Origin of the sequence: Salinicoccus jeotgali, assembly GCF_039538805.1 — a bacterium.
GTDB classification, from domain to species: Bacteria; Bacillota; Bacilli; order Staphylococcales; family Salinicoccaceae; genus Salinicoccus; species Salinicoccus jeotgali.
Map to the genome: position 1 here is coordinate 18,653 of NZ_BAABCK010000067.1, position 19,759 is coordinate 38,411.

Genomic DNA, 19,759 nt, shown 5'->3' on the forward strand with positions numbered 1-19,759 from the left:
ACACATCAAATCAATTGAATATTTTCTTTTTCAGCCATTTTAGATAGCGTCCATATGCCATTACGGATGTGGACGCCCTCAATCCAAGATGGCTATTTGAAGTGGATATTTCCACATTCGGCCATCGGGCAATCCGTATGGCTGGGCTACTCATACCAAAACCATCCGGATTTCCTGGAACAGGAGATAGGATGGTTTTTTTATTATCATATTAGGAGTGGATTATTATGTTGATTGGATATCAAGGTACAGAAGGGGCTTACAGTGCTCTTGCATGCAAAGCGTTCATGGGCGAAGCGGCCTACACGACTAAAGGATATGCAACGTTTAAATCTCTGGTCGACGACATGATGCGGGACGTGGTCGATTACATTGCCCTGCCTGTTGAGAATTCCACCAGCGGCCCCATTACGCGGACGATCGACCTTATGAAATATCTGGAGGTTAGTGCTGTGGATGAAATATACATCAAAATCGATCATGCCCTCATCTCCAGAATGCCGATGGACATAGAGCAAGTCCAGCATGTCTACTCGCACCCCGAGGCGCTGGAGCAGTGCCATGGCTACTTAAATGACCATCCGACAATCAAACCCCACCAATATTCTGATACGGCAGAAGCGGTACAGATGGTTAAGCATGACGGGGACGACACTATGGCCGCCATAGCTGGAGCCCATGCGGCTGCACTCTATAATATGCACATCATCAGCGAAAACATCAGCGATAATCCCCTGAACACAACCCGCTTCCTAATTTTCAGGAAAGGGCGGATTCAGGACGCTGGTGGAGACAAGACTTCCCTCTATATCGAAACGAATCATAGTGCCGGCTCTCTAAACGAGATTCTGAACATATTCAGCACGCACGGCATCAACCTATTGAACCTCACTTCCAGGCCCATCCAACATAAACCGTTCTCCTATGGCTTCTTCATCGATGTCGAGACCGGTACGGGTGATGTACTAAATCGTGCACTGCATGATGTAGGGAAAGCGGGCAGATACATCAACATGCTTGGAGCCTACAGTAAAGGCGCGGTCCCCTGTTATGGGGACATTCAGTTCTGATCGAGTCATTTTTATAGTATAATCGGAGGGAATACAAGAAAGAAGGACTACATATGAAACAAAATAATGCAGAACGTCTCATCATCATATCGATTGTTGGCGCCATCGCCTTTGCTGTACTCGGTATCGTGTGGGGTATCATCGCAAAAAGCCAGATGATACAGTTCGACGGGTACTACTCGTTCATCAGTGTCATCTTGTCATTCATCTCCATGATTGCACTGCGGTTCATCAAAAAAGAAGATCCAGAGCGGTTTCCCTTCGGCAAGGAAAGCTTCATCCCATTGACGATCGTCATCAAATACTTCGGCATCCTTGTGCTGATCGTCATTTCGCTTGTACAGGCACTGGCCACTTTAGTTACGGGTGGAAATGAAGTCGCCATGTCGTCAGGTGTCATCTACGCATTCATTTCTACGGTCGGATGTTTCATCGCCTATTTCTATTTCAGGAAGTATGGCAAGGATAGTGAATTGATTGCGGCGGAAATGAACCAATGGCATATGGATGCATTGCTCAGCCTTGGTGTCTTCGTCGGTTTCATCATAGGTTGGGGCCTTGCATTTACACCACTTGATTTCATTGTGCCGTTTGTAGATCCACTGATGGTGCTGTTGGTAGCCGGCTATTTCATAAAGGTACCGCTGTCGGAAATGTATGGTGCATTGAGGGAGTTGCTTGAGATGGCGCCTGAACATGTCATTTCACAAGAAGTGGCTGGTCATGTGGCTGAACTCGGCAACACCTATTCTTTTGATTCCTATGATATGCGCCTCCAGAAAATGGGAAGTAAGCTATACATAGAAATCGATTATGTCGTTCCCCAGGGCAACCCAATCGACATCAGAACTATGGATCATATACGTTATCAGCTCAAAGAACGACTTCAAGAACTGCCTTTGAACCTTTGGACTACAATCGTCTTCACGCACGAGAAGCGTGGATGAAAAGCTAAAACGCCGGATGACTCTCAGTCATCCGGCGTTTTTTCAACCTTTCCTGTAACGCACCTTGTAGTACAGGTAATATAGGCTTGGTGTGGCGATCAGCGATAGGACAGTCGAGAATGCGATGCCTGCAATAACGGTTACAGCCAACGGCACGAACAGTACATCGCCTGAGAGTGCGACCGGTGTCAGGGCGATGATGCTCGTAAGCGTCGTCAGCGCAATCGGTTTGAACCGTGCCCGCCCGCTGTCATAGATTGCCTCTTCTATAGCGAAGGTTCCACTCTTACGCCTTGCTTCTATGAAATCAAGCAATACGACGGAGTTCCTGACGACGATACCGGATAGTGATACCATCCCCATTACACCGAGGAAACTGATTGGTGTCTGTGTTACGAATAGACCGATGATGCCCCCACTGATGGCCAGGAATATACTGAATACTATAATCAGCGGCATGACGATCGAATTGAATTCAATTGCGATAACCAGATACACCAGTACCAGTATGACCGCAAATAATATTCCGATTTCCACGAAGAAGTCGGTCTGGTCAGATGTTTCACCGCCGACGATAAGTTCACTTGAGTCGGGTAGATTTTCACTGAAAGAGGCTATTTCTTCCTTTACAGCCGCTTCATCATCGACATAGACTTTCAATTCTGCTGCCCGGTCCCCGTCCTGATGATGGATGTACTTATAGTCTTCCGTTTCCTCGACTTCAACAAAATCGGTCAGCGGAAATGTTTCCGGCTGCTCCCCTGTCATCTTGATGATGTCGACATCTTCTAGTTCAGAGGCATTCGAATATTTCAATGTTGTTCTCCGCTTTTCACCTTCTACGATGATGTCTTGAATCGGAATGCCTTGGGACAGCATATTCAGTTCGTTCTTGACTTGCGATACGGATATCCCGTCTTCTTCAAGCGCTTTGTAGTCGATACTGTAGTTGAGTGTCGGTACAGATTCACCGAGATTCGTCGTGACAAGCGCACCTTGTTCTTCAAGCGTTGTCTTCAGCTTGGTGGACTGATCCGACAGAAGCGACAAATCCTCTTCGTAGATTTCAACTGTAACCGGTGCACCGGCTGGTGGCCCCTGGACGGTGGTCTCCATGAATATCGTCGCTTCCGGGAAGGCCTCCCGCAGCTGATCTTCGTACTGATTGATCGTTTCCGAGGCACTGATCTGTTCTTTATCTATTTCCAGCGCCACCTGTGCTGTATTCGCACCGGACTGGTCAAGGGAAGCACCGAAAAGGTTCGGCAGACCTGTCCCTGTAAACAGCGATACCGCTTCTATGTGCGCCATTTCTGAAGTCATATAGTCCACGACTTCATTTGCATCATCATGCGTTTGATCAATCGTCTGTTCCTCATCGAATATCAAATCGACCGTCACTTCAGAGCGGTCTGCCTCAGGAAAGAATTCGAACGGTGTGAAACGCACAAGGCCAATTGATAGTATGCCGATGACAAGCACCGCCAGAAATGTGATCAATGGGCGTTTGATGATTGCGGGAAGAAACTTGTCGGCGTACAGGTCTCCGCCCTTTGCAAACAACCGGCCCAAAAGCCCCGGGTGAGTAGGTACTTTTTTACGGTTAAGAAGATAGCGTACAGCCGGCACGAAAGTCAGTGCCAAAACTGTGGACACGATCATTGTGGTGATCAATATGCTGGGGAGCGCTTTGATGAAATCGCCATTTGCCCCAGACAACAGCAGCAGCGGCATAAATGTGAAGACGATCGCGAGTGTGGATGAGATAACGGATGGTGCCACTTCCTTGATGCCGTTATAGACACCATTCAACCGATCATCCCCCAAAGTGAATCGGCGCTCGATATTATCGTTCACTACAATCGAATCGTCGACCAGTATACCAAGCGCGATGATTAGCCCGATGATGGATATCTGGTTCAGATCGACGCCGAACCATGGCACTGGAATGATGCCGATGATCACAGACAGTAGTACGGTAGCCATTACAGTTATTGAGCCAATCAGCGACAGTCCTAAAGATGTGCTCAAGATGACTGCGACCAGGGCGATGCCAAGGGACAAATAGAGGCCGACGAATATATCTTCTACGTTTTCGCGTTCTGAAGACAGTGTCGTCACATCAACCGTATCCGGTAATTCAGATATCCGCTCATCAACAACCGCCTCTACATCCTTTGATACAGAAGGCACATCCTGCCCCTTCGACAAGAAGACAGTAAAGGAGACGGCCCTATCCCCTTCATATTCCACTATATCTTCCGGATTGCCCATAGTTTCTTCTATGTTGGCGATTTCGGTCAGCGGCGTGCTTTCTGTGCCGATTCTGACTTGTCCAAGCACTTCAAGCGGTGTGCCATCTTCGAAGGATAGACGGATGATGTTTCCATCACTTTCCTCCTGACCAAGCGCGACAGGGTTCAGTGAAGCATTGATTTCGCTCAATATCTGATTTGGATTCACTTTGGCTGCCGTCATCGCTTCCCGATCCAATTCGATTTCAAATTCCTTGTCCGTGTATCCTTTGACGGTCACACCATCGATGCCATCAATCTGGGCGACTTCTCGCTTCAACTTCTCTATATCGCTTCTTATATCGTAGAGGTTTGCCATATCCCCACTATGGAATTGGTAGCTGAGTAAGGGAAAGGCATTGCTGATGGATTCAACTTCAGGTTCGGCTGCATTCTCCGGAAAACTGCCAGCCAGGCTTCCCATAAGATTGTTCACTTCATTCAATGCGGATTCGGCATCTGCCGAGTTGGACAGCTGCAAGTTGAGGACTGATATGTCATCCTGCGAAACGGAAGAGACATCCTCCACACCCGCCACACTGAATATCCGTGATTCGATGACCTCGGTAATACTGCTCTCGACATCCTGCTTGTCGGCTCCGGGCCATGCAGTAGTGATATTGATGATATTGACCTCAGTCTCCGGTATTTCCCGCTGTTCAACAGTCAGAAAAGTGTAGATGCCAAAGAGTGAAATGGTGATTATCAAAATGATGAATAGAAGGCTTCGTTCTAGGACCATTTCATAAATACGTTTCATTTTTCTGCCTCGTCTCTTTTTATGGTGGTATGATCATCATTCAACAGATGGACGTCAAGCATCAACTGTCGGCGTCAATCCATGTCGTCTTTTCTTCGTACGGTGTACGGGTTGCCTTTTTCTTCTCCACTTCAGGCTCCCCTAAAAAGATGACCCCAAGTATTTCCTCATCTTCCCTCAAGTTGAAGTATTCTTTGACGCCAGGGGTGTTATAGATTGGACCGCTACGCCATATTGCACCGAGCTCCAGGCTATGGGTTGCAAGCAGCATATTTTGTGAAGCAGCGGCAACAGCACAGACGTCTTCTATATATATCGCTTTTTCCTTGCCGCTTGGAGACAGGGCGACCACGATGACTGTTGGCGCGGCAAATGGTTTTCTGCTGATTTTTTCGATACGCTTTTGACCATTTTCGGATTCAGGATCGTCGACACGTCCCTTCGCCACTTCTCTCAGGACACGGGAGAATGGTCTTCTGCCTTCCCCACTGAGCACAAAAAATTTCCAAGGCTCCGTCATATGATGGTTCGGCGCCCAGACCGCAGCCTCCAATATCTTTTCGATTTTTTTCGGATCCACAGGCGCCTCTTTCAATTTCGGTGTACTACGCCTGTTTTTGATTGCACTCAACACATCCATTTTTTTAGCTCCTTTAATATGTATTCACTATAAAATTACAACTTGTTGGCTCAAGACTACCAGATTTCCCCGAATCTTTACATATTTATGATATCATTTGGCAATGACTTTATGAAAAGGGGGACTTCCTTTGATTCTGTTGCTCATCCTGGGCATATTTGCAGGTATGCTTGTGCCTGTGCAGACTTCTGTAAACAATCGCCTGTCGCACTTTACACATTCGCTCATAATGGCTTCGTTCTATTCATTTTTGACAGGTACATTGCTGCTGATTGGCCTCAATGTCGTCATGAATCCGGGGAAACTCTCGTTCGCTTTCTTATCGTCACATGACTTCTCATACATATGGTTCCTCGGTGGCCTGATGGGCGTCGTCTATCTGACCGGCAACATGATTCTATTGCCGAGGATTGGAGCAGCACTGACGGTGATTATGACGGTTGCAGGCCAAATGATCATCAGCCTCTTCATCGATACATTCGGCTGGTTCGATGCACCGCTCCAACCACTAGACATCAGGCGCATTACCGGTATCGCCATCATGATTATAGGCATCATATTCATGAACTATAAAAGAAAGTCAGCAAGACATGACGACAACCCTTCAAACATATGGCTCTTCTTTGGATTGATGACGGGCTCGATCCCTCCGGTGCAGACGGCAGTCAACAGTCTGCTGAGATATGAAGTCGGTTCCTTCTATATGGCGTCGTTGATTTCATTCGCCATAGGCACGCTGGCTCTTCTCCTGCTATCCCTCCTAAGCGCCGGACATCTTAAAGTGGCCCTTACAAACCAGGAAGGCGGACGGTTGCAGGCTTGGCATTTCATCGGAGGGGCACTCGGTGCCGTGTACATTACGACCAATATCATCCTTATGCCCCATCTTGGTACAACTTTGACCTTGATGAGCGTCATTTTTGGTCAGATGCTGACCGGTCTATTGATCGATCATTTCGGACTATTCGGCATACCACCCCAAGCCCTAGATAAGAGGCGGATTGCAGGTGCCATCATGATCCTCACCGGCATCATTCTTCTACAGATATAAAATTCCCCTTCAAAGCTTCTGCTATGAAGGGGAATGATGCTATTCGGTGCCTTTTCCTGACCCGTCATTATTCAATTTGTATACGAAATAACCGAATCCCCCTGCTGTAACCAATGCCATCATCTGTATCATGAAATCTGCCAAATTTGCTTCCATCTGCGTAACCCCTCGTTCTTTATTTTAGGAAATTATACCACATGGTTGGCCTGTGTAAATAGATTATTTGATTTATTTATAAATTCTTTATCAACCGCTTCCAAAGGTAAGATTTTTCAATATCATAAAACCGTGAAAATTTAGTTTGTGCCTTCTATACTCCCCTCTAATCAAATTACAGTTTTCGAATTTACAAGGCCGGCGTAACAGGCGTATAATGGTGGGAATAATACAGTAAAGGAGCAACACCATGAAGAGAATCATAATGGGCGGCGTCTTTTTTGCAGCAGGCGTCATCCACTTCCTGAAACCCGGAAAATTTGCCGGAATCGTCCCTGCCATAATACCGTTCAAAACCTTCATCGCTTATTTTACAGGTCTTCTCGAAATCATCTTTGGAATACTGTTGCTAGGCGGCAAAGTCCGCAATAGTCAACTGACCGCCATGCAAGCATTTTTATGGGCGGTTTTCCCGGCGAATATCTATATGTATACGCATCAAAGGCAACTTGGGTTGTCCCATCTCCCGAAATGGGCGTTGCTCGGCAGACTGCCGTTACAGAAACTGATGGTGGATATGCTTGGTGACATAAAAAAGTAGGACTTGGTCCTACTTTTCTACATTTCGAAGTATTTCCTTCATTTCTTTTGGATAGTCCGTCACCAGCGTACCCACGCCATGCCCAATAAGGTCTGCCGCCGTTTCCCAATCATTGACCGTCCACGCCCTTATCCTCTCCCCGATGCCACTGATCCGTTCTGGTTGTTCCAGTATCGCCTTCCAACTGATATGCAGGGCTTCGAGTGAATGCTTGCCCATATAATGCTCTGCCCGTTCCGGCACCTCTTTCGTCAACCACGCGAGACGCGCCTCTGGATGAGCCATTTTCATGCGTGCAAGACTCGACAAATTAAATGATGAATAGATCACCTTCTCATGACATCCATATGCTCCGACGATATCAAACACCCTTCTTTCAATCCCTTCATATTGTATGACATCCGTCTTCAATTCGATATTCAGTTCGACATTGTACCCCTCAGCCAACGCGAGCACTTCATTTAATGTAGGAATCTTTTCCTTTTTCCATACCTCCGGGTCGTAGTACTTGTAGTCGGAGAACGTGACGCCGGCGCTCACCTCCCTGAGTGTTTCCAATGTCATATCCCGGACTGCCCCATGGCCATCGGTTGTGCGCTTTATATCTTCGTCATGTATGACGACAACTTCCCCATCCCTACTCAAATGAACATCGATTTCCAGACCATCAATACTTGCGTCCAGTGCCTTTTTAAAAGCAAGTAATGTATTTTCCGGATAGTCGCCCATCGCACCTCTGTGCGCAAAAACTTTCGTCCACATCAAATCTCTCCTTTCCGCATGCTTCCATAAATTCGTTTTTCATATACAGTGAATACCTTACTCCATCGTCTGCACTTTTGCATGTCCAAAAATCCACCGGCCAAAGGGAGCGATAATGTTTGACTAGATACCATTTATGATACAGAATTATGATGTATAGTGAAATACGTTATACACTTCCCGTTTTCGGGAATAGTATAAAGAACACGAAAAATAAAAGGAGTGGAATTCATGAATCAACAACAGCTCGAAAAAGTAAGAAATGGAAAAGGCTTCATCGCAGCACTCGACCAGAGTGGCGGTAGTACACCAAAAGCACTGCTCGCATATGGCGTACAAGAGGATGCTTATTCCAATGAAGCTGAAATGTTCGACCTTGTACATGAAATGCGTACGCGCATCATCACTTCCCCTTCCTTCAATTCTGATCAGATTCTAGGGGCCATCCTGTTCGAGCAGACTATGGACCGGGAAATTGAAGGCAAGTATACAGCTGATTACCTTGCAGATAAAGGTATCGCCCCATTCCTCAAAGTCGACAAAGGCTTGGCTGACGAGAAAGATGGTGTCCAGCTCATGAAGCCGATGCCGGAATTGGATGACTTGTTGAAGCGTGCCAACGAACGCAATATCTTCGGCACAAAGATGCGCTCAAATATTCTTGAGCCGAATGCACAAGGCATCAAAGAAGTCGTTGAGCAGCAGTTTGAAGTCGCACATAAGATTCTCAATGCCGGCCTGATGCCAATCATCGAACCAGAAGTGAACGTCTACAGCGACAACAAGGAACAGTCCGAAGAAATATTGAGGAAAGAGATTGAAAAGCACCTTGATCAGCTCTCAGATGATCAGGAAGTGATGCTCAAACTTTCCATTCCTACAAAAGCAAATGCATATAAACCACTCATCGATCACGATAAGGTAGTACGTGTCGTTGCATTGTCAGGTGGCTATTCAAGGGATGAAGCCAATGAAAAGCTCCGTGAAAACGATGGCTTGATCGCAAGTTTCTCCCGCGCATTAGCAGCAGACCTCAACGTCAACCAATCCGACGAGGAGTTCGATAAAAACCTGAAGGATGCTGTAGATACAATCTATGATGCTTCAGTGAACAAGAAGTAAGATTCCAGACCCTCCTAATTAGGAGGGTCAAATCTTTTTCAAAATAAATAGCCCTTTCCTATAGACAAGATCCCTTTAATGATGTATAGTTACTTTAATAAGTCTTATAAGTACAACTCAGTATCTAATTCACATATTACAAATAGTAATCGTGATCTTAGCCGGTACTCTTTGTAATGTGTGAATTTTTTTATGTTTTCGCACTTAAGATATTATTAAATTTTTATTTGGAGGTCATTTATATGACACAAGGTACAGTTAAATGGTTCAATGCAGACAAAGGTTTCGGTTTCATCGAAGTTGAAGGCGGAGACGACGTATTCGCTCACTTCTCCAACATCGAAGGCGAAGGCTACAAAACACTTGACGAAGGTCAAGCAGTAGAATTCAGCGTTGAAGAAGGTCAGCGTGGACCACAAGCTGTTAACATCGTTAAACTTTAATAATATTTTAAGTAATATTTTAGTAGTTTATGTTAGTTAATGGAAACCCCATCTCATATGAGATGGGGTTTTTTTGTCTCTGATAAAATCAAGCCTCCTTGATCCCGATTCCAGATTCAAGGAGGCTCTGCACTACAAGTTGTCTACTGTTCTCTCAATTCATCATGTATTTCCGCAAATTTCTTCGCTGTATATTCACTCATGCCCCTATCTTCCACTTCTTCTACATATAAGCTGAGCATCATGTCTTTCTCATTCTGATCGTAGCCGATGAACCAGCCAGTCTCCTCCCCTCTTGCATCCTGCGAACTTTTATTTTCACTCGTGCCAGTCTTACCGGCAAATTGGGCATAATCACGTTCTGCATCATCAGGGTGGTTCAGCTTGACCACATCACGCATCGCCGATTCCAGATAGTCGAGGTCCTCCTCGGGCGCAATATCTTCAGCAAGTGTCTCCATCTCAGAGTCTGCCAAGACATGCGGCACGTGGATATCTCCTCCGTTGACTACTCCTGCATAGATTGTTGCAATTTGGATTGGGGAAATCAACAGTTCCCCTTGCCCATAGCTCGTATCGGCAAGCAGTATATCACTGTCGATTGTACCTTCATTGGAAACCTGACTTGTATAGATTGGATAATCCGTATCATATTCGTGGCCGATACCAAGATCTTTCATACCTTCAATAAAGCGATCAGAACCGATTTCAAGTGCAGTACGTGCCATATAGATGTTGTCGGAGTACGTCAGAGCCTTCTTCAAATCGAAGGATTCGTTCATCACATGATAACGGTTCACTTCATAACCACCCCACGAAGCATCCTTCTGCCAACCTTTCCCATTTATTTCCATATTGGCGTCGGGATCAAATCCGTCGGTGTTCATGGCAATCAGTGCAGTGAGCAGCTTCTGGGTCGAACCAGGGGACGCTGCCCGGTTAAATTTGTTGAGCAGTGGCTGATCTTTATCCGTTTCCAACTCTTCATAATCTGAGGTGGATATTCCGAACATGAAATCATATGGGCTCGGCGCGGGATAGCTAACCGCAGATAAAATATCACCATTATCAGGATCCACTGCAACACTCGCTCCAGAATCTGAAGATAGTTTACTATATACTGTCGACTGCAGGGTTTCATCTATGGTGAGTGTAATGTCCTCCCCATCTTCTGCCTTTTCATCGAATAACGTTTCAATTACATTACCTGCGTCATCGACTATTGAAATGGTGTAGCCCCTTTTTGGCTTGAGTCGTTCTTCATAAAGCTGCTCGAGTCCCCTCTTGCCTATCATGTCGCCCGTGCTATAACCTTCATTCTCTTCGATATCTTCTGCTGTTACAGGACCCACATAACCGATGAGATGGAATGCCGCTTCATCCAACGTATATTCCCTGGAAGGATACTCCCGGATGGATAAGCCGTAGGAAGCGAATTCTTCTCTCTTCTCTTCATTGAAGCGGTGTGCATCTTTAAGCGGAACAAATTGGCCTTCTTCTATCCATCCCTGCTCCGTGACATCCGTCAATGCTGACTCCTTCATGTCGAGGACATCCGAAGCTTCCATCACCTCCTCTTTTTCCGTCTGACCGGCAATATAACCGACCGTCTCCTTTATGCCATTTGACGCAAGGGGTGTGCCGGAACTGGCCAATATTTCACCGCGTTCTCCAGCTGTGAACTCCATCGCCACTTCACCATCATCAAGGTCCGGAATGATCATGTTTGGAGACCAGTCTATAAACCAATCATTTTCATCCTGATTGTAGACCAAGGGAATATCAAACTCGCGTTCTAAGTTTCCATATGTACTTTCCAGCACGAGCGTCCCCACATGTGACTTGACACCCTTCTTTTCAGTGTCCTTGGCTTCAAGCCCCTTCAATTTCACATTTTCGACTTTCAGAGATCCATATATATCGGCTGTTCTGCCGCTCACTTCCTTTTTCTCATAATTGTCTTTGGCTTCTTTTGTCAGAAGCGGATAAATGGCCTCATAGTCGCCGTTCTCAAACGCTTCCGTGAAACGCTCCACAGTCTCCTCTTCAGACTTTTGAAAAAAACCGGAAGCAACGAGCAGATAGGCCCCCACTCCTAGGGCGAGCAAAACCGCTAGCACCAGCCACACTGATTTCTTCATGCAAACTCTCCTTATTCCCATTTCCCCCATTATATCAATCGTCATATGCACCGCAACAGCATGTTACTATAAATGTATAGCGTAAAACTAAAGGAGTGATTACATGTGTCTGATACTATTCCAAAAGAATCAACATCCCGAATATAAACTTGTAATTGGTGCAAACCGCGACGAAGCATATGACCGTCCGACTGCTCCCGCTCACTTTTGGGAAGAACACCCCGATATTCTGGCCGGACGTGATCTTTCAAAATGCGGAACGTGGCTCGGCATTACAAAATCCGGCCGAATAGCTGCAGTCACCAACATCAGATCTAACGAAGAACAAGGAGAGAAAAAGTCGAGGGGAGACCTCATCCGTAACTTCCTCGTCCAGGATACTTCTCCAAAATCCTACTTAAAAGCACTGGAACGTGATAAGCATGCCTATGCTGGATTCAATCTTCTGGTGGGAAACCCAGATGAATTGTTCTACCTTAATAATGACGAGAGTCCAATTGTACAGGTGACAGATGGAGTACATGGGCTTAGCAACCATCATCTTGATACGCCCTGGCCGAAAGTCGTAAATGGCACTAAAGGCTTGAACTCCCATCTGGACGCGACACATCAAGCTGATCCGGAGGTCATTTTCGAGCTATTGGCAAATGAGGACAAAGCAGTTGAGAATCTGCCTGCTACGGGACTTCCCGAAGAGTTGGAACGCAGCCTATCCCCTGCCTTCATAGATATAGGGAATTACGGGACACGCTCTTCCACCGTGCTCCTTGTCGATCACGACGATAAGGTGACCTTCATTGAGCGTACTTTTAAAAACAGAAGACAGATTGATGAATCCCGCTTCCAATTTGATATCAGACGATAGTCGGATAATTGGACTCTTAATTGACCTCCCCTATTTTTTGCCGTATTATTGAAATATAGATTGGGCAGCCAACATGATCACAGTTAGACATTGATTTTTATATTTTGAATCTTGATTCATATTTTTTACGCTATGCAGCGAACGAATCTTATATAGAGTAAGGAGGGATACCAATGGCTTATGTAATCCTTCAACCATGTATGGAAGAGAAGTCCGGAGAGTGTGTAGATGTCTGTCCAGTCGATTGCATCGAGGAAGGTGAGGATCAGTTCTATATTGATCCAGATATCTGCATCGACTGCGGAGCATGTGTAGCAGTCTGCCCCGTCGACGCGATAGTAGAGGAGTATGAAATGACTCCTGAAGAGGAACCATTCCTTGAAAAAGCAGAGAAATTCTTTGCAAGCAAATAATTACACAATGTTTTGGAATGCTCCAAAACCAAAAAGATTCCTTTGAAAAACTTCAAAGGAATCTTTTTTATATAAATATTTTAACCTTTCACTACTTCCTGACCCCGAACATTAAAGGTGACTGCAAACAGGATGATTGCGAGTATACATGAATCTATCGGTAGAAAAATAATTCTCGATTCATTTAGGGAATCCGTGTCTCAATATAGTTTTCTTGCAGTGTTTTTGGTGGTCTTCATCTTAACTTTTTCAGCCGTCTCATAATTTTTGATGGCCAATCCTGTACATATGAGGTCAATCAGAAATAACTGAGTGATCTTTGAGGTCAATGAACCGCTTTCCAATGGGCTTTCCTTAGATGAAGAGAGCAGGACGATATCTGCGTGTCGCGTTAAAGGTGATTTTACATAATTCGTAAGCGCTATAACTTTAGCTCCATTTTCTTTTGCTATAGCCGAGCTATCAACTATATCTTTTGTACTCCCCGTTAAACTGATTGCAATTACTACAGTCTCATCATTCATGGAAGATGCACGCATAAATTGGAAATGCGGATCTGTAACACAATCCACATGCTTTCCTATCCGCATCAACCGCGTCTGCATATCTTGGGCGGCTATCCCTGAAGAGCCTACACCGAATATCACCACATCGGAATTCTGATGAATTATCTCTATACAATCCTCCAACAATTCATGATCGATTATGTCATAGGAGTCTTCAATTGCCTGGATTGTATTATGCTTTATTTTCTCGACGTAAGTCTCACACTCTTCATAATCGGATTTAGTTGATACTTCCTGGGCAAATAAAAACTTGAAGTCCTGAAACCCCTTAAAGCCTAATTTACGGAAGAACCTTAGCACCGTCGCTTCAGCTACTCCACTTGCCTCTGACAATTCAGTCAGCGAATGATAAAGTACTTCTTCACTGTTATTCATGATATAGTGATGAATTTTGCATTCAGATTTTGTAAAGCTTTGTTTGTTCTGCTCCATGACAATCGATGGTTTGCCAATAATCTTATGTCGTTTCTCCAACATGTTTCACTACTTTCTAATATGTTTGGAATCGAAGAAATGTTTCGCGGCACCTATTAGATTTGCATCATTGCCATGCTCTGCTGCAACTATTTCCAGTCGCCTTCTATGATTAGGCATGATTTTAGGCTCCACTGACTTGATGATCTGTTGTATCAGCAAGTCTCCTTGTTCTGAAATTCCTCCTCCAACCACGATAAGTGAAGGATTCAATACATGTACTGTTGACTGCAGACCTGTGGCCAAATCCTCTACCCATTTATGGAATACTTCAAGGGACCCAATATCACTCTCTCTCACTTTTTCAAAAAAGTGTCTTAGATCAGTTTCTTCTTTAAACAATTCATCCACCGATCTTTGAAGAGCTGAGGTTGATGCATATTGTTCATAACATCCTGAGTTACCACAAGTGCATGGCCGCCCCCCCGGATACAGAGACATATGCCCTATTTCCCCTGCTCCAAACGTGTCACCTGTATATAAAGAGCCATTCAAGAAGAGGGCACCACCTATGCCTGTACCCAACGTCAGGCATAGGAAATCATTTGAATCACGTGCCGCGCCCTTCCAGTATTCACCGAGAGCCGTGCAGTTCACATCATTCTCCACTTCAGCCGGAAGTCCCGTCTCTCTTTCAATCATACTTTTGATTTCCAGTCCGGTGTAATTGGGGATGTTGTCTGTGGCATGAACTACCATTCCCTCATGAGAATCAATCTGTCCTGCTGTACTGACAGCTACCCCTTCTATTTGCCAATCTTTTTCAAGTAATCCAATCTGTTGGATTATCTTACGGATGATCCGTTCGCCACCTATATGAATATCTGAAGGGAAAGAACTTTTGAATAAGATTTTACCCTCTTGGTCGACAATGCCAAATTTTATGGAGGTGCCTCCTATATCAAATGCAGTAATCATAAAATATACTCCTTTCAATAAAATATAAAGGGAAATCTTTTCAGATTTCCCTCTCCATCTATGGACTCAATAAATTTGGCAAAAATAGAACTATTTCTGGGAATATTGTAATAATCAGCAATGTTATAAATAGAGGTATCCAGAATGGTATTACACCTTTAGTAATGGTATGAATAGGAATATCTCCTACTTTTGAAACAACGAACAACGCCATTCCCATAGGTGGTGTCAATATACCAATCATCAGGTTAAGGATTACAATGATTCCAAAGTGTACTGGATCCACACCCGCTGCCATAACTACCGGCACCAAGATCGGAATCAGTAGGATAAGTAAAGCTAATGATTCGATGAATGTGCCCAAAAGTATCAGCAAGAGGTTGATCAGCAGCAATAATATTATTGGATTGTCCGTAACGTTGATGAAGAAATCAGCTATTTTCATAGCCACACGTTCGTGTGCAATCATCTGTCCAAAAAACTCTACTGCTATAATCATAAGAATTGCGACACCTGTTAACTTTAGCGAATCCACAACATTATTGAAGAACTTTTTAATTGTAAGCTCTTTGTATAGGAAAAAGCCAAGTATCATGGCGTAGACTGTCGCAATCACCGCTGCTTCTGTAGCCGTAAACATCCCGGAAAATATGCCACCAATAATGATGACTGGTGTCAATAATGCCCAGAAAGCTTCCTTGAAACTGACAGCCCGCTGTTTAATAGTTGCTTTTTCTTCTTTCGGGAAGCCGCGCTTCTTTGCGAATACATACGCAACTACCATCAATGAAACTGCCATCAAAACGCCTGGGACTACGCCTGCTAAAAAGAGTTTTGCAATGGATTGGTCCGAGACTACACCATAAATAATCAATGGAATACTCGGTGGAATGATTGGACCGATGATTGCAGATGCTGCGGTCAATCCACCCGCGTAATCATCATCATACTTCCCATCACGCATTGATTTTATCTCCAGTTGACCAAGGCCGCCTGCATCAGCCAATGCTGAACCTGACATCCCTGAAAACATTAGACTTGCCATTATGTTCACATGACCGAGCCCTCCAGTGAAATGACCGACCAGTGACTTGGCGAAGCTGAATATGCGCTCAGTAATGCCTGATGAGTTCATCAGTGTGCCTGTCAAGATGAAAAACGGAACTGCAAGAAGTGAAAATACATCGAGGCTCTCCACTAACTTTGCACCGGTAAAGAATACGAGGCTCCAATCGTTTGTTATGAAGTAGGCAAAAGCGGCAAGTAGTAATGTAAAACCTACCGGCATACCGAGGAGCAGAAACACTACCCAGAGGAGCAAAACAAATAATACATCCACTTATTTTGCCCCCTTTCTTTTTCTGATATTCTTCACATTAACTTCAATCAATCTGTAGAGCATGAGAAGTGACAGCAATGGTAGAGCCATATACATATAAACGTATGAAATATTGAGTGAAACGATTTCGACTGGCACTTTACGCATACTCAATTCATAACCCACGTAAGCCATCAGTATCAAAATGATACCCATCAGGACTTGAAATGTATAATGTATTACAATCTGCACTTTTTCAGGCATCTTGTCGAAAAAGTATTCAATTCTTACATGCCCTTCATTCTTAATTTCAGAGGAGATGGCAAGGTATCCCACATATACAAATAGAAATCTTGCGAGTTGCTCAGACCAGGTATTTGGATCATCCAATATTTGTCTCGAAAATATTTGGAGCCCCAACACTATGAGGATCACAATGAATAGTGATCCTCCGATAATTTCTTCTAGATTATTAAAGAACTTTTTCATATACATTCCCCTAGAGTAGCTTCAAAATTAACGTACTTCGTCAATCTGTTCTAAAATAGCATCTCCATCTTCAACATCTTCCAAGTACTTAGGATATGCTTCCTCAACCGCTTCTTTGAATGGTCCAAGGTCTGGTTCTGTTACTGTAACGCCCTCGTCTTCGAATTTAGAGATCAAATCCGCTTCTTCCTGCTCGAAAAGTGAAGTATGCTCTTCTACAGCCATATCAATACCTTCTTGTAGAATATTCTGCAGATCTTTAGGCAGCTTTTCCCAAGTGTCATTGCTTACTACATAGTTCGCATCGTTCACTACGTGGTTCGTCATAGCGAGATAGTCTTGTACTTCATAAAATTTTTGTGCATCGATTGTAGACAATGGATTCTCCTGGCCATCAACTGAATTAGTCTGAAGTGCCATATAAACTTCTGTGAATGCCATAGGGGTAGGCGCAGCACCTGTGTATTTAGCATAGTCCAATAGATTGTCTGCTTCAGGAACCCTCAACTTCAAATTTTCCATATCTGCCAATTCATTGATTTCCTTATTAGCAGTAGTTTGTCTTGTTCCGTTATACGCTGTTCCTGCAATCTTCCAATTATGTTCTTCAACCAATTCTTTACGCAGATCTTCACCATATTCCGTTTCAGTTACTACTTTCTTGAGATGATCAAAATCATCCACGATGTAAGGCAAGCCCATCAGTTCTGCACGTGGTACCCAGATGCCAAAGCGTCCTGTTTCGGCAAAAGTAATATCCAGGCTATTTTCCCTCACTTGTTCGAGCATTGCACGGTCATCTCCGAGCTGAGAATCTGGATAGAGATTTATCGTCAATTGTCCATCACTTTCTTTTTCGACATAATCTGCCAGTTTTTCAGCAGCTTTGTATTCATTCTGGACTGTGCCTGCTACCATACCGAACTTCAATTCATAGCTTTCTGTTGCTTCACTACCGGATTCTGATTCTGAAGAATCGGCTTCCCCTTCGTTGGAACATGCTCCTAACACTAGTATCAACATGAACAATGAAACCATACTAAGTAATTTTTTTGACATTCTAAAGTCCCCCATATCCTTTTATTATTTGTTTTCAAAATACTTTTTTTGGATTTCTGCAGCAAACTTAATCTGTGATTCAGTAGCTGATTTCATAGGTTTTCTGCATACCCCTGCATCGACACCTCTGACTTTCAGAACTTCTTTTATCGTCTGATACAAACCATTTGATAAAACATCGGAAATCATATCATTCGTTTCTTTCTGAAGCTTCCTCGCCTTCTCCAAATCACCCTTTTGAGCGGATTCGAATATCTCCCTTGCTTTCACTCCGTTGAGATTGAATGTACTTCCTATTGCGCCATCTATCCCCAATACGCTTGCTGGAAGAAGCATTTCATCAAAGCCTGAATAAATCAGCTTTTCAGGGAAGGCATGCCTCAACCTTTCCAATAGGAAGAAATCTGGGGCTGTGAATTTTACGCCTGTAATTTTTTCATTCTCAAAAAGTTCTCTGAACTGCTCTAGATTCATATTCACGCCCGTCAAGGCTGGTATAGAATAAACAATCATCTGATTATCGACTTCTTCCAGGATGGCATTGTAATAATCCTTTATTTCTTCGAAATCAAACTTATAGTAGAACGGTGTCACAGCTGATAATGCATCATATCCCAATTCTGTAGTGAATTTTGCAAGTTCGATGGATTCTTCTAAATTCAAGGAACCAACTTGTGCGATCAGCTTCACTTCCTGACCTGCTTCATCCTTCACTATTTCAAAAACTTTCTTTTTTTGCGGCGTAGATAATAGGAAGTTCTCACCTGTACTCCCATTCACATATAATCCATCAACTTTTGAGTGATCGATGTTATACCGTACTATTTCTCTCAGACCTTTTTCATTGATCTGGCCCTGCTCATCAAAAGCGCCTATAAGCGCTGTAAAAATGCCCTTCATAAATAAGTCCTCCATCATAATTCATATACTCGTTCATTTATTTTTAATTCCTGCTACAAACTTTTGGGTTATTATCTGAGGTCTTGTGATTGCACTTCCCACTACGACTGAATGTGCGCCTAGATCAAGTGCCTTCTGAACTTTTTCTACAGAATCGTAATTTCCTTCGGCAATGACAGGTTTTTTGGTCCTTTTCAATATTTCATCTAACACTTCAAGCGGCTTATCCTCTTTTGTATAAGATGTATATCCAACAAGTGTGGTGGCGATGATGTCCACACCTTCCCTTTCAGCCATCAATGCTTCTTCTACAGTAGAAACGTCAGCCATGAATAGCTGATCAGGGAATTTATGTTTTACTTCCCTGAAAAATTCCGGGAAGGATTTTCCATCCGGACGCTCCCTCTCTGTTGCATCAAAAGCAATAATCTCACACCCTGCTTCTTGGAGTGCTGAGACTTCCTTGATTGTAGGTGTAATGAAGACATCGTTCCCCGGGTGTTCATTCTTTATGATACCGATGATGGGGAGTGATACATTATTTTTGATTTCTTTAATGTCTTCAACTGTATTGGCGCGGATGCCCGATGCTCCACCCTCCAAGGCCGCCAAAGCCATTCTTCCCATGATGAATGAACTGTGCAAAGGTTCCTCTTCTAAAGCTTGGCAGGACACTATCAGATTCGCTCTGATTTTGTCCATTACTTCCATAAGATTTCCTCCTTTCGTAAAATGTCACTTGCTTGATAACCATAAAGCGCTTTCATTAG

At 44.1% G+C, this 19,759-nt stretch carries 19 protein-coding genes; 8 read left to right on the plus strand and 11 right to left on the minus strand.

Features of this window, described 5'->3' with window-relative positions:
* Positions 1-227 precede the first annotated feature (227 nt).
* Both ABD734_RS10305 and ABD734_RS10310 read left to right on the plus strand, forming a co-directional pair.
* Positions 228-1,070: a prephenate dehydratase gene (locus tag ABD734_RS10305; protein WP_344704005.1), complete on the plus strand. Its 843-nt coding sequence runs from the start codon at positions 228-230 to the stop codon at positions 1,068-1,070.
* 53 nt (positions 1,071-1,123) lie between these two features.
* Entirely contained in the window at positions 1,124-2,017 is an 894-nt protein-coding gene (locus ABD734_RS10310) for a cation diffusion facilitator family transporter (RefSeq protein WP_344704007.1), read from the plus strand.
* A gap of 42 nt (positions 2,018-2,059) precedes the next feature.
* On the opposite strand, the gene ABD734_RS10315 is transcribed toward ABD734_RS10310, so the two are convergent.
* Positions 2,060-5,071, minus strand: a complete 3,012-nt coding sequence (locus tag ABD734_RS10315; RefSeq protein WP_344704009.1) for an efflux RND transporter permease subunit — start codon at positions 5,069-5,071, stop codon at positions 2,060-2,062.
* Positions 5,072-5,132: 61 nt separating this feature from the next.
* The gene (locus tag ABD734_RS10320; RefSeq protein ID WP_344704011.1) at positions 5,133-5,711 is read right to left on the minus strand and encodes a nitroreductase family protein; all 579 of its coding nucleotides are present in this window, start codon (positions 5,709-5,711) and stop codon (positions 5,133-5,135) included.
* A 130-nt stretch (positions 5,712-5,841) separates the two neighbouring features.
* Between ABD734_RS10320 and ABD734_RS10325 the strand changes: the two genes are divergently transcribed.
* Positions 5,842-6,762 carry a DMT family transporter gene (locus ABD734_RS10325; protein ID WP_344704013.1) on the plus strand — a complete coding sequence of 307 codons (921 nt, stop codon included), beginning with the start codon at positions 5,842-5,844 and terminating at the stop codon, positions 6,760-6,762.
* Between the two features lie 406 nt (positions 6,763-7,168).
* On the plus strand, positions 7,169-7,519 hold the full coding sequence (locus ABD734_RS10330) for a DoxX family protein (RefSeq protein ID WP_344704016.1): 351 nt from the start codon (positions 7,169-7,171) through the stop codon (positions 7,517-7,519).
* Positions 7,520-7,528: 9 nt separating this feature from the next.
* On the opposite strand, the gene ABD734_RS10335 is transcribed toward ABD734_RS10330, so the two are convergent.
* A complete protein-coding gene (locus ABD734_RS10335; protein ID WP_344704019.1) occupies positions 7,529-8,281 on the minus strand; it encodes a glycerophosphodiester phosphodiesterase in 753 nt (250 codons plus the stop codon).
* Positions 8,282-8,512: 231 nt separating this feature from the next.
* Between ABD734_RS10335 and ABD734_RS10340 the strand changes: the two genes are divergently transcribed.
* Positions 8,513-9,403, plus strand: coding sequence for a fructose bisphosphate aldolase (locus tag ABD734_RS10340; RefSeq protein ID WP_344704021.1), 891 nt, complete (start codon positions 8,513-8,515; stop codon positions 9,401-9,403).
* A gap of 242 nt (positions 9,404-9,645) precedes the next feature.
* Positions 9,646-9,846: a cold-shock protein gene (locus tag ABD734_RS10345; RefSeq protein ID WP_031546097.1), complete on the plus strand. Its 201-nt coding sequence runs from the start codon at positions 9,646-9,648 to the stop codon at positions 9,844-9,846.
* Positions 9,847-9,989: 143 nt separating this feature from the next.
* Here ABD734_RS10345 and ABD734_RS10350 read toward each other — a convergent pair whose 3' ends face one another.
* Positions 9,990-11,987 carry a penicillin-binding transpeptidase domain-containing protein gene (locus ABD734_RS10350; protein WP_344704024.1) on the minus strand — a complete coding sequence of 666 codons (1,998 nt, stop codon included), beginning with the start codon at positions 11,985-11,987 and terminating at the stop codon, positions 9,990-9,992.
* Positions 11,988-12,090: 103 nt separating this feature from the next.
* Here ABD734_RS10350 and ABD734_RS10355 point away from each other — a divergent pair, with 103 nt between their 5' ends.
* Both ABD734_RS10355 and ABD734_RS10360 read left to right on the plus strand, forming a co-directional pair.
* Positions 12,091-12,852 (plus strand): NRDE family protein, encoded by a 762-nt coding sequence (locus tag ABD734_RS10355; RefSeq protein WP_344704026.1) that lies wholly within the window; start codon positions 12,091-12,093, stop codon positions 12,850-12,852.
* 173 nt (positions 12,853-13,025) lie between these two features.
* A complete protein-coding gene (locus tag ABD734_RS10360) occupies positions 13,026-13,265 on the plus strand; it encodes a ferredoxin family protein (protein WP_344704028.1) in 240 nt (79 codons plus the stop codon).
* Positions 13,266-13,465: 200 nt separating this feature from the next.
* Here ABD734_RS10360 and ABD734_RS10365 read toward each other — a convergent pair whose 3' ends face one another.
* From ABD734_RS10365 to ABD734_RS10395, 7 genes are read right to left on the minus strand one after another with little or no spacing between them, the layout of a single operon-like run.
* Complete coding sequence (locus tag ABD734_RS10365) at positions 13,466-14,308, minus strand: MurR/RpiR family transcriptional regulator (protein WP_344704030.1); 843 nt, start codon at positions 14,306-14,308, stop codon at positions 13,466-13,468.
* Positions 14,309-14,314: 6 nt separating this feature from the next.
* Entirely contained in the window at positions 14,315-15,223 is a 909-nt protein-coding gene (locus tag ABD734_RS10370) for an ROK family protein (protein WP_344704032.1), read from the minus strand.
* A 58-nt stretch (positions 15,224-15,281) separates the two neighbouring features.
* Positions 15,282-16,562, minus strand: coding sequence for a TRAP transporter large permease (locus ABD734_RS10375; RefSeq protein WP_344704034.1), 1,281 nt, complete (start codon positions 16,560-16,562; stop codon positions 15,282-15,284).
* Positions 16,563-17,030: a TRAP transporter small permease gene (locus ABD734_RS10380; protein WP_344704036.1), complete on the minus strand. Its 468-nt coding sequence runs from the start codon at positions 17,028-17,030 to the stop codon at positions 16,563-16,565.
* Positions 17,031-17,057: 27 nt separating this feature from the next.
* Positions 17,058-18,089: a sialic acid TRAP transporter substrate-binding protein SiaP gene (locus ABD734_RS10385; protein ID WP_344704038.1), complete on the minus strand. Its 1,032-nt coding sequence runs from the start codon at positions 18,087-18,089 to the stop codon at positions 17,058-17,060.
* A gap of 24 nt (positions 18,090-18,113) precedes the next feature.
* Positions 18,114-18,989: an N-acetylneuraminate lyase gene (locus tag ABD734_RS10390; protein WP_344704040.1), complete on the minus strand. Its 876-nt coding sequence runs from the start codon at positions 18,987-18,989 to the stop codon at positions 18,114-18,116.
* A 33-nt stretch (positions 18,990-19,022) separates the two neighbouring features.
* The gene (locus ABD734_RS10395; protein ID WP_344704042.1) at positions 19,023-19,700 is read right to left on the minus strand and encodes an N-acetylmannosamine-6-phosphate 2-epimerase; all 678 of its coding nucleotides are present in this window, start codon (positions 19,698-19,700) and stop codon (positions 19,023-19,025) included.
* Positions 19,701-19,759 lie beyond the last annotated feature (59 nt).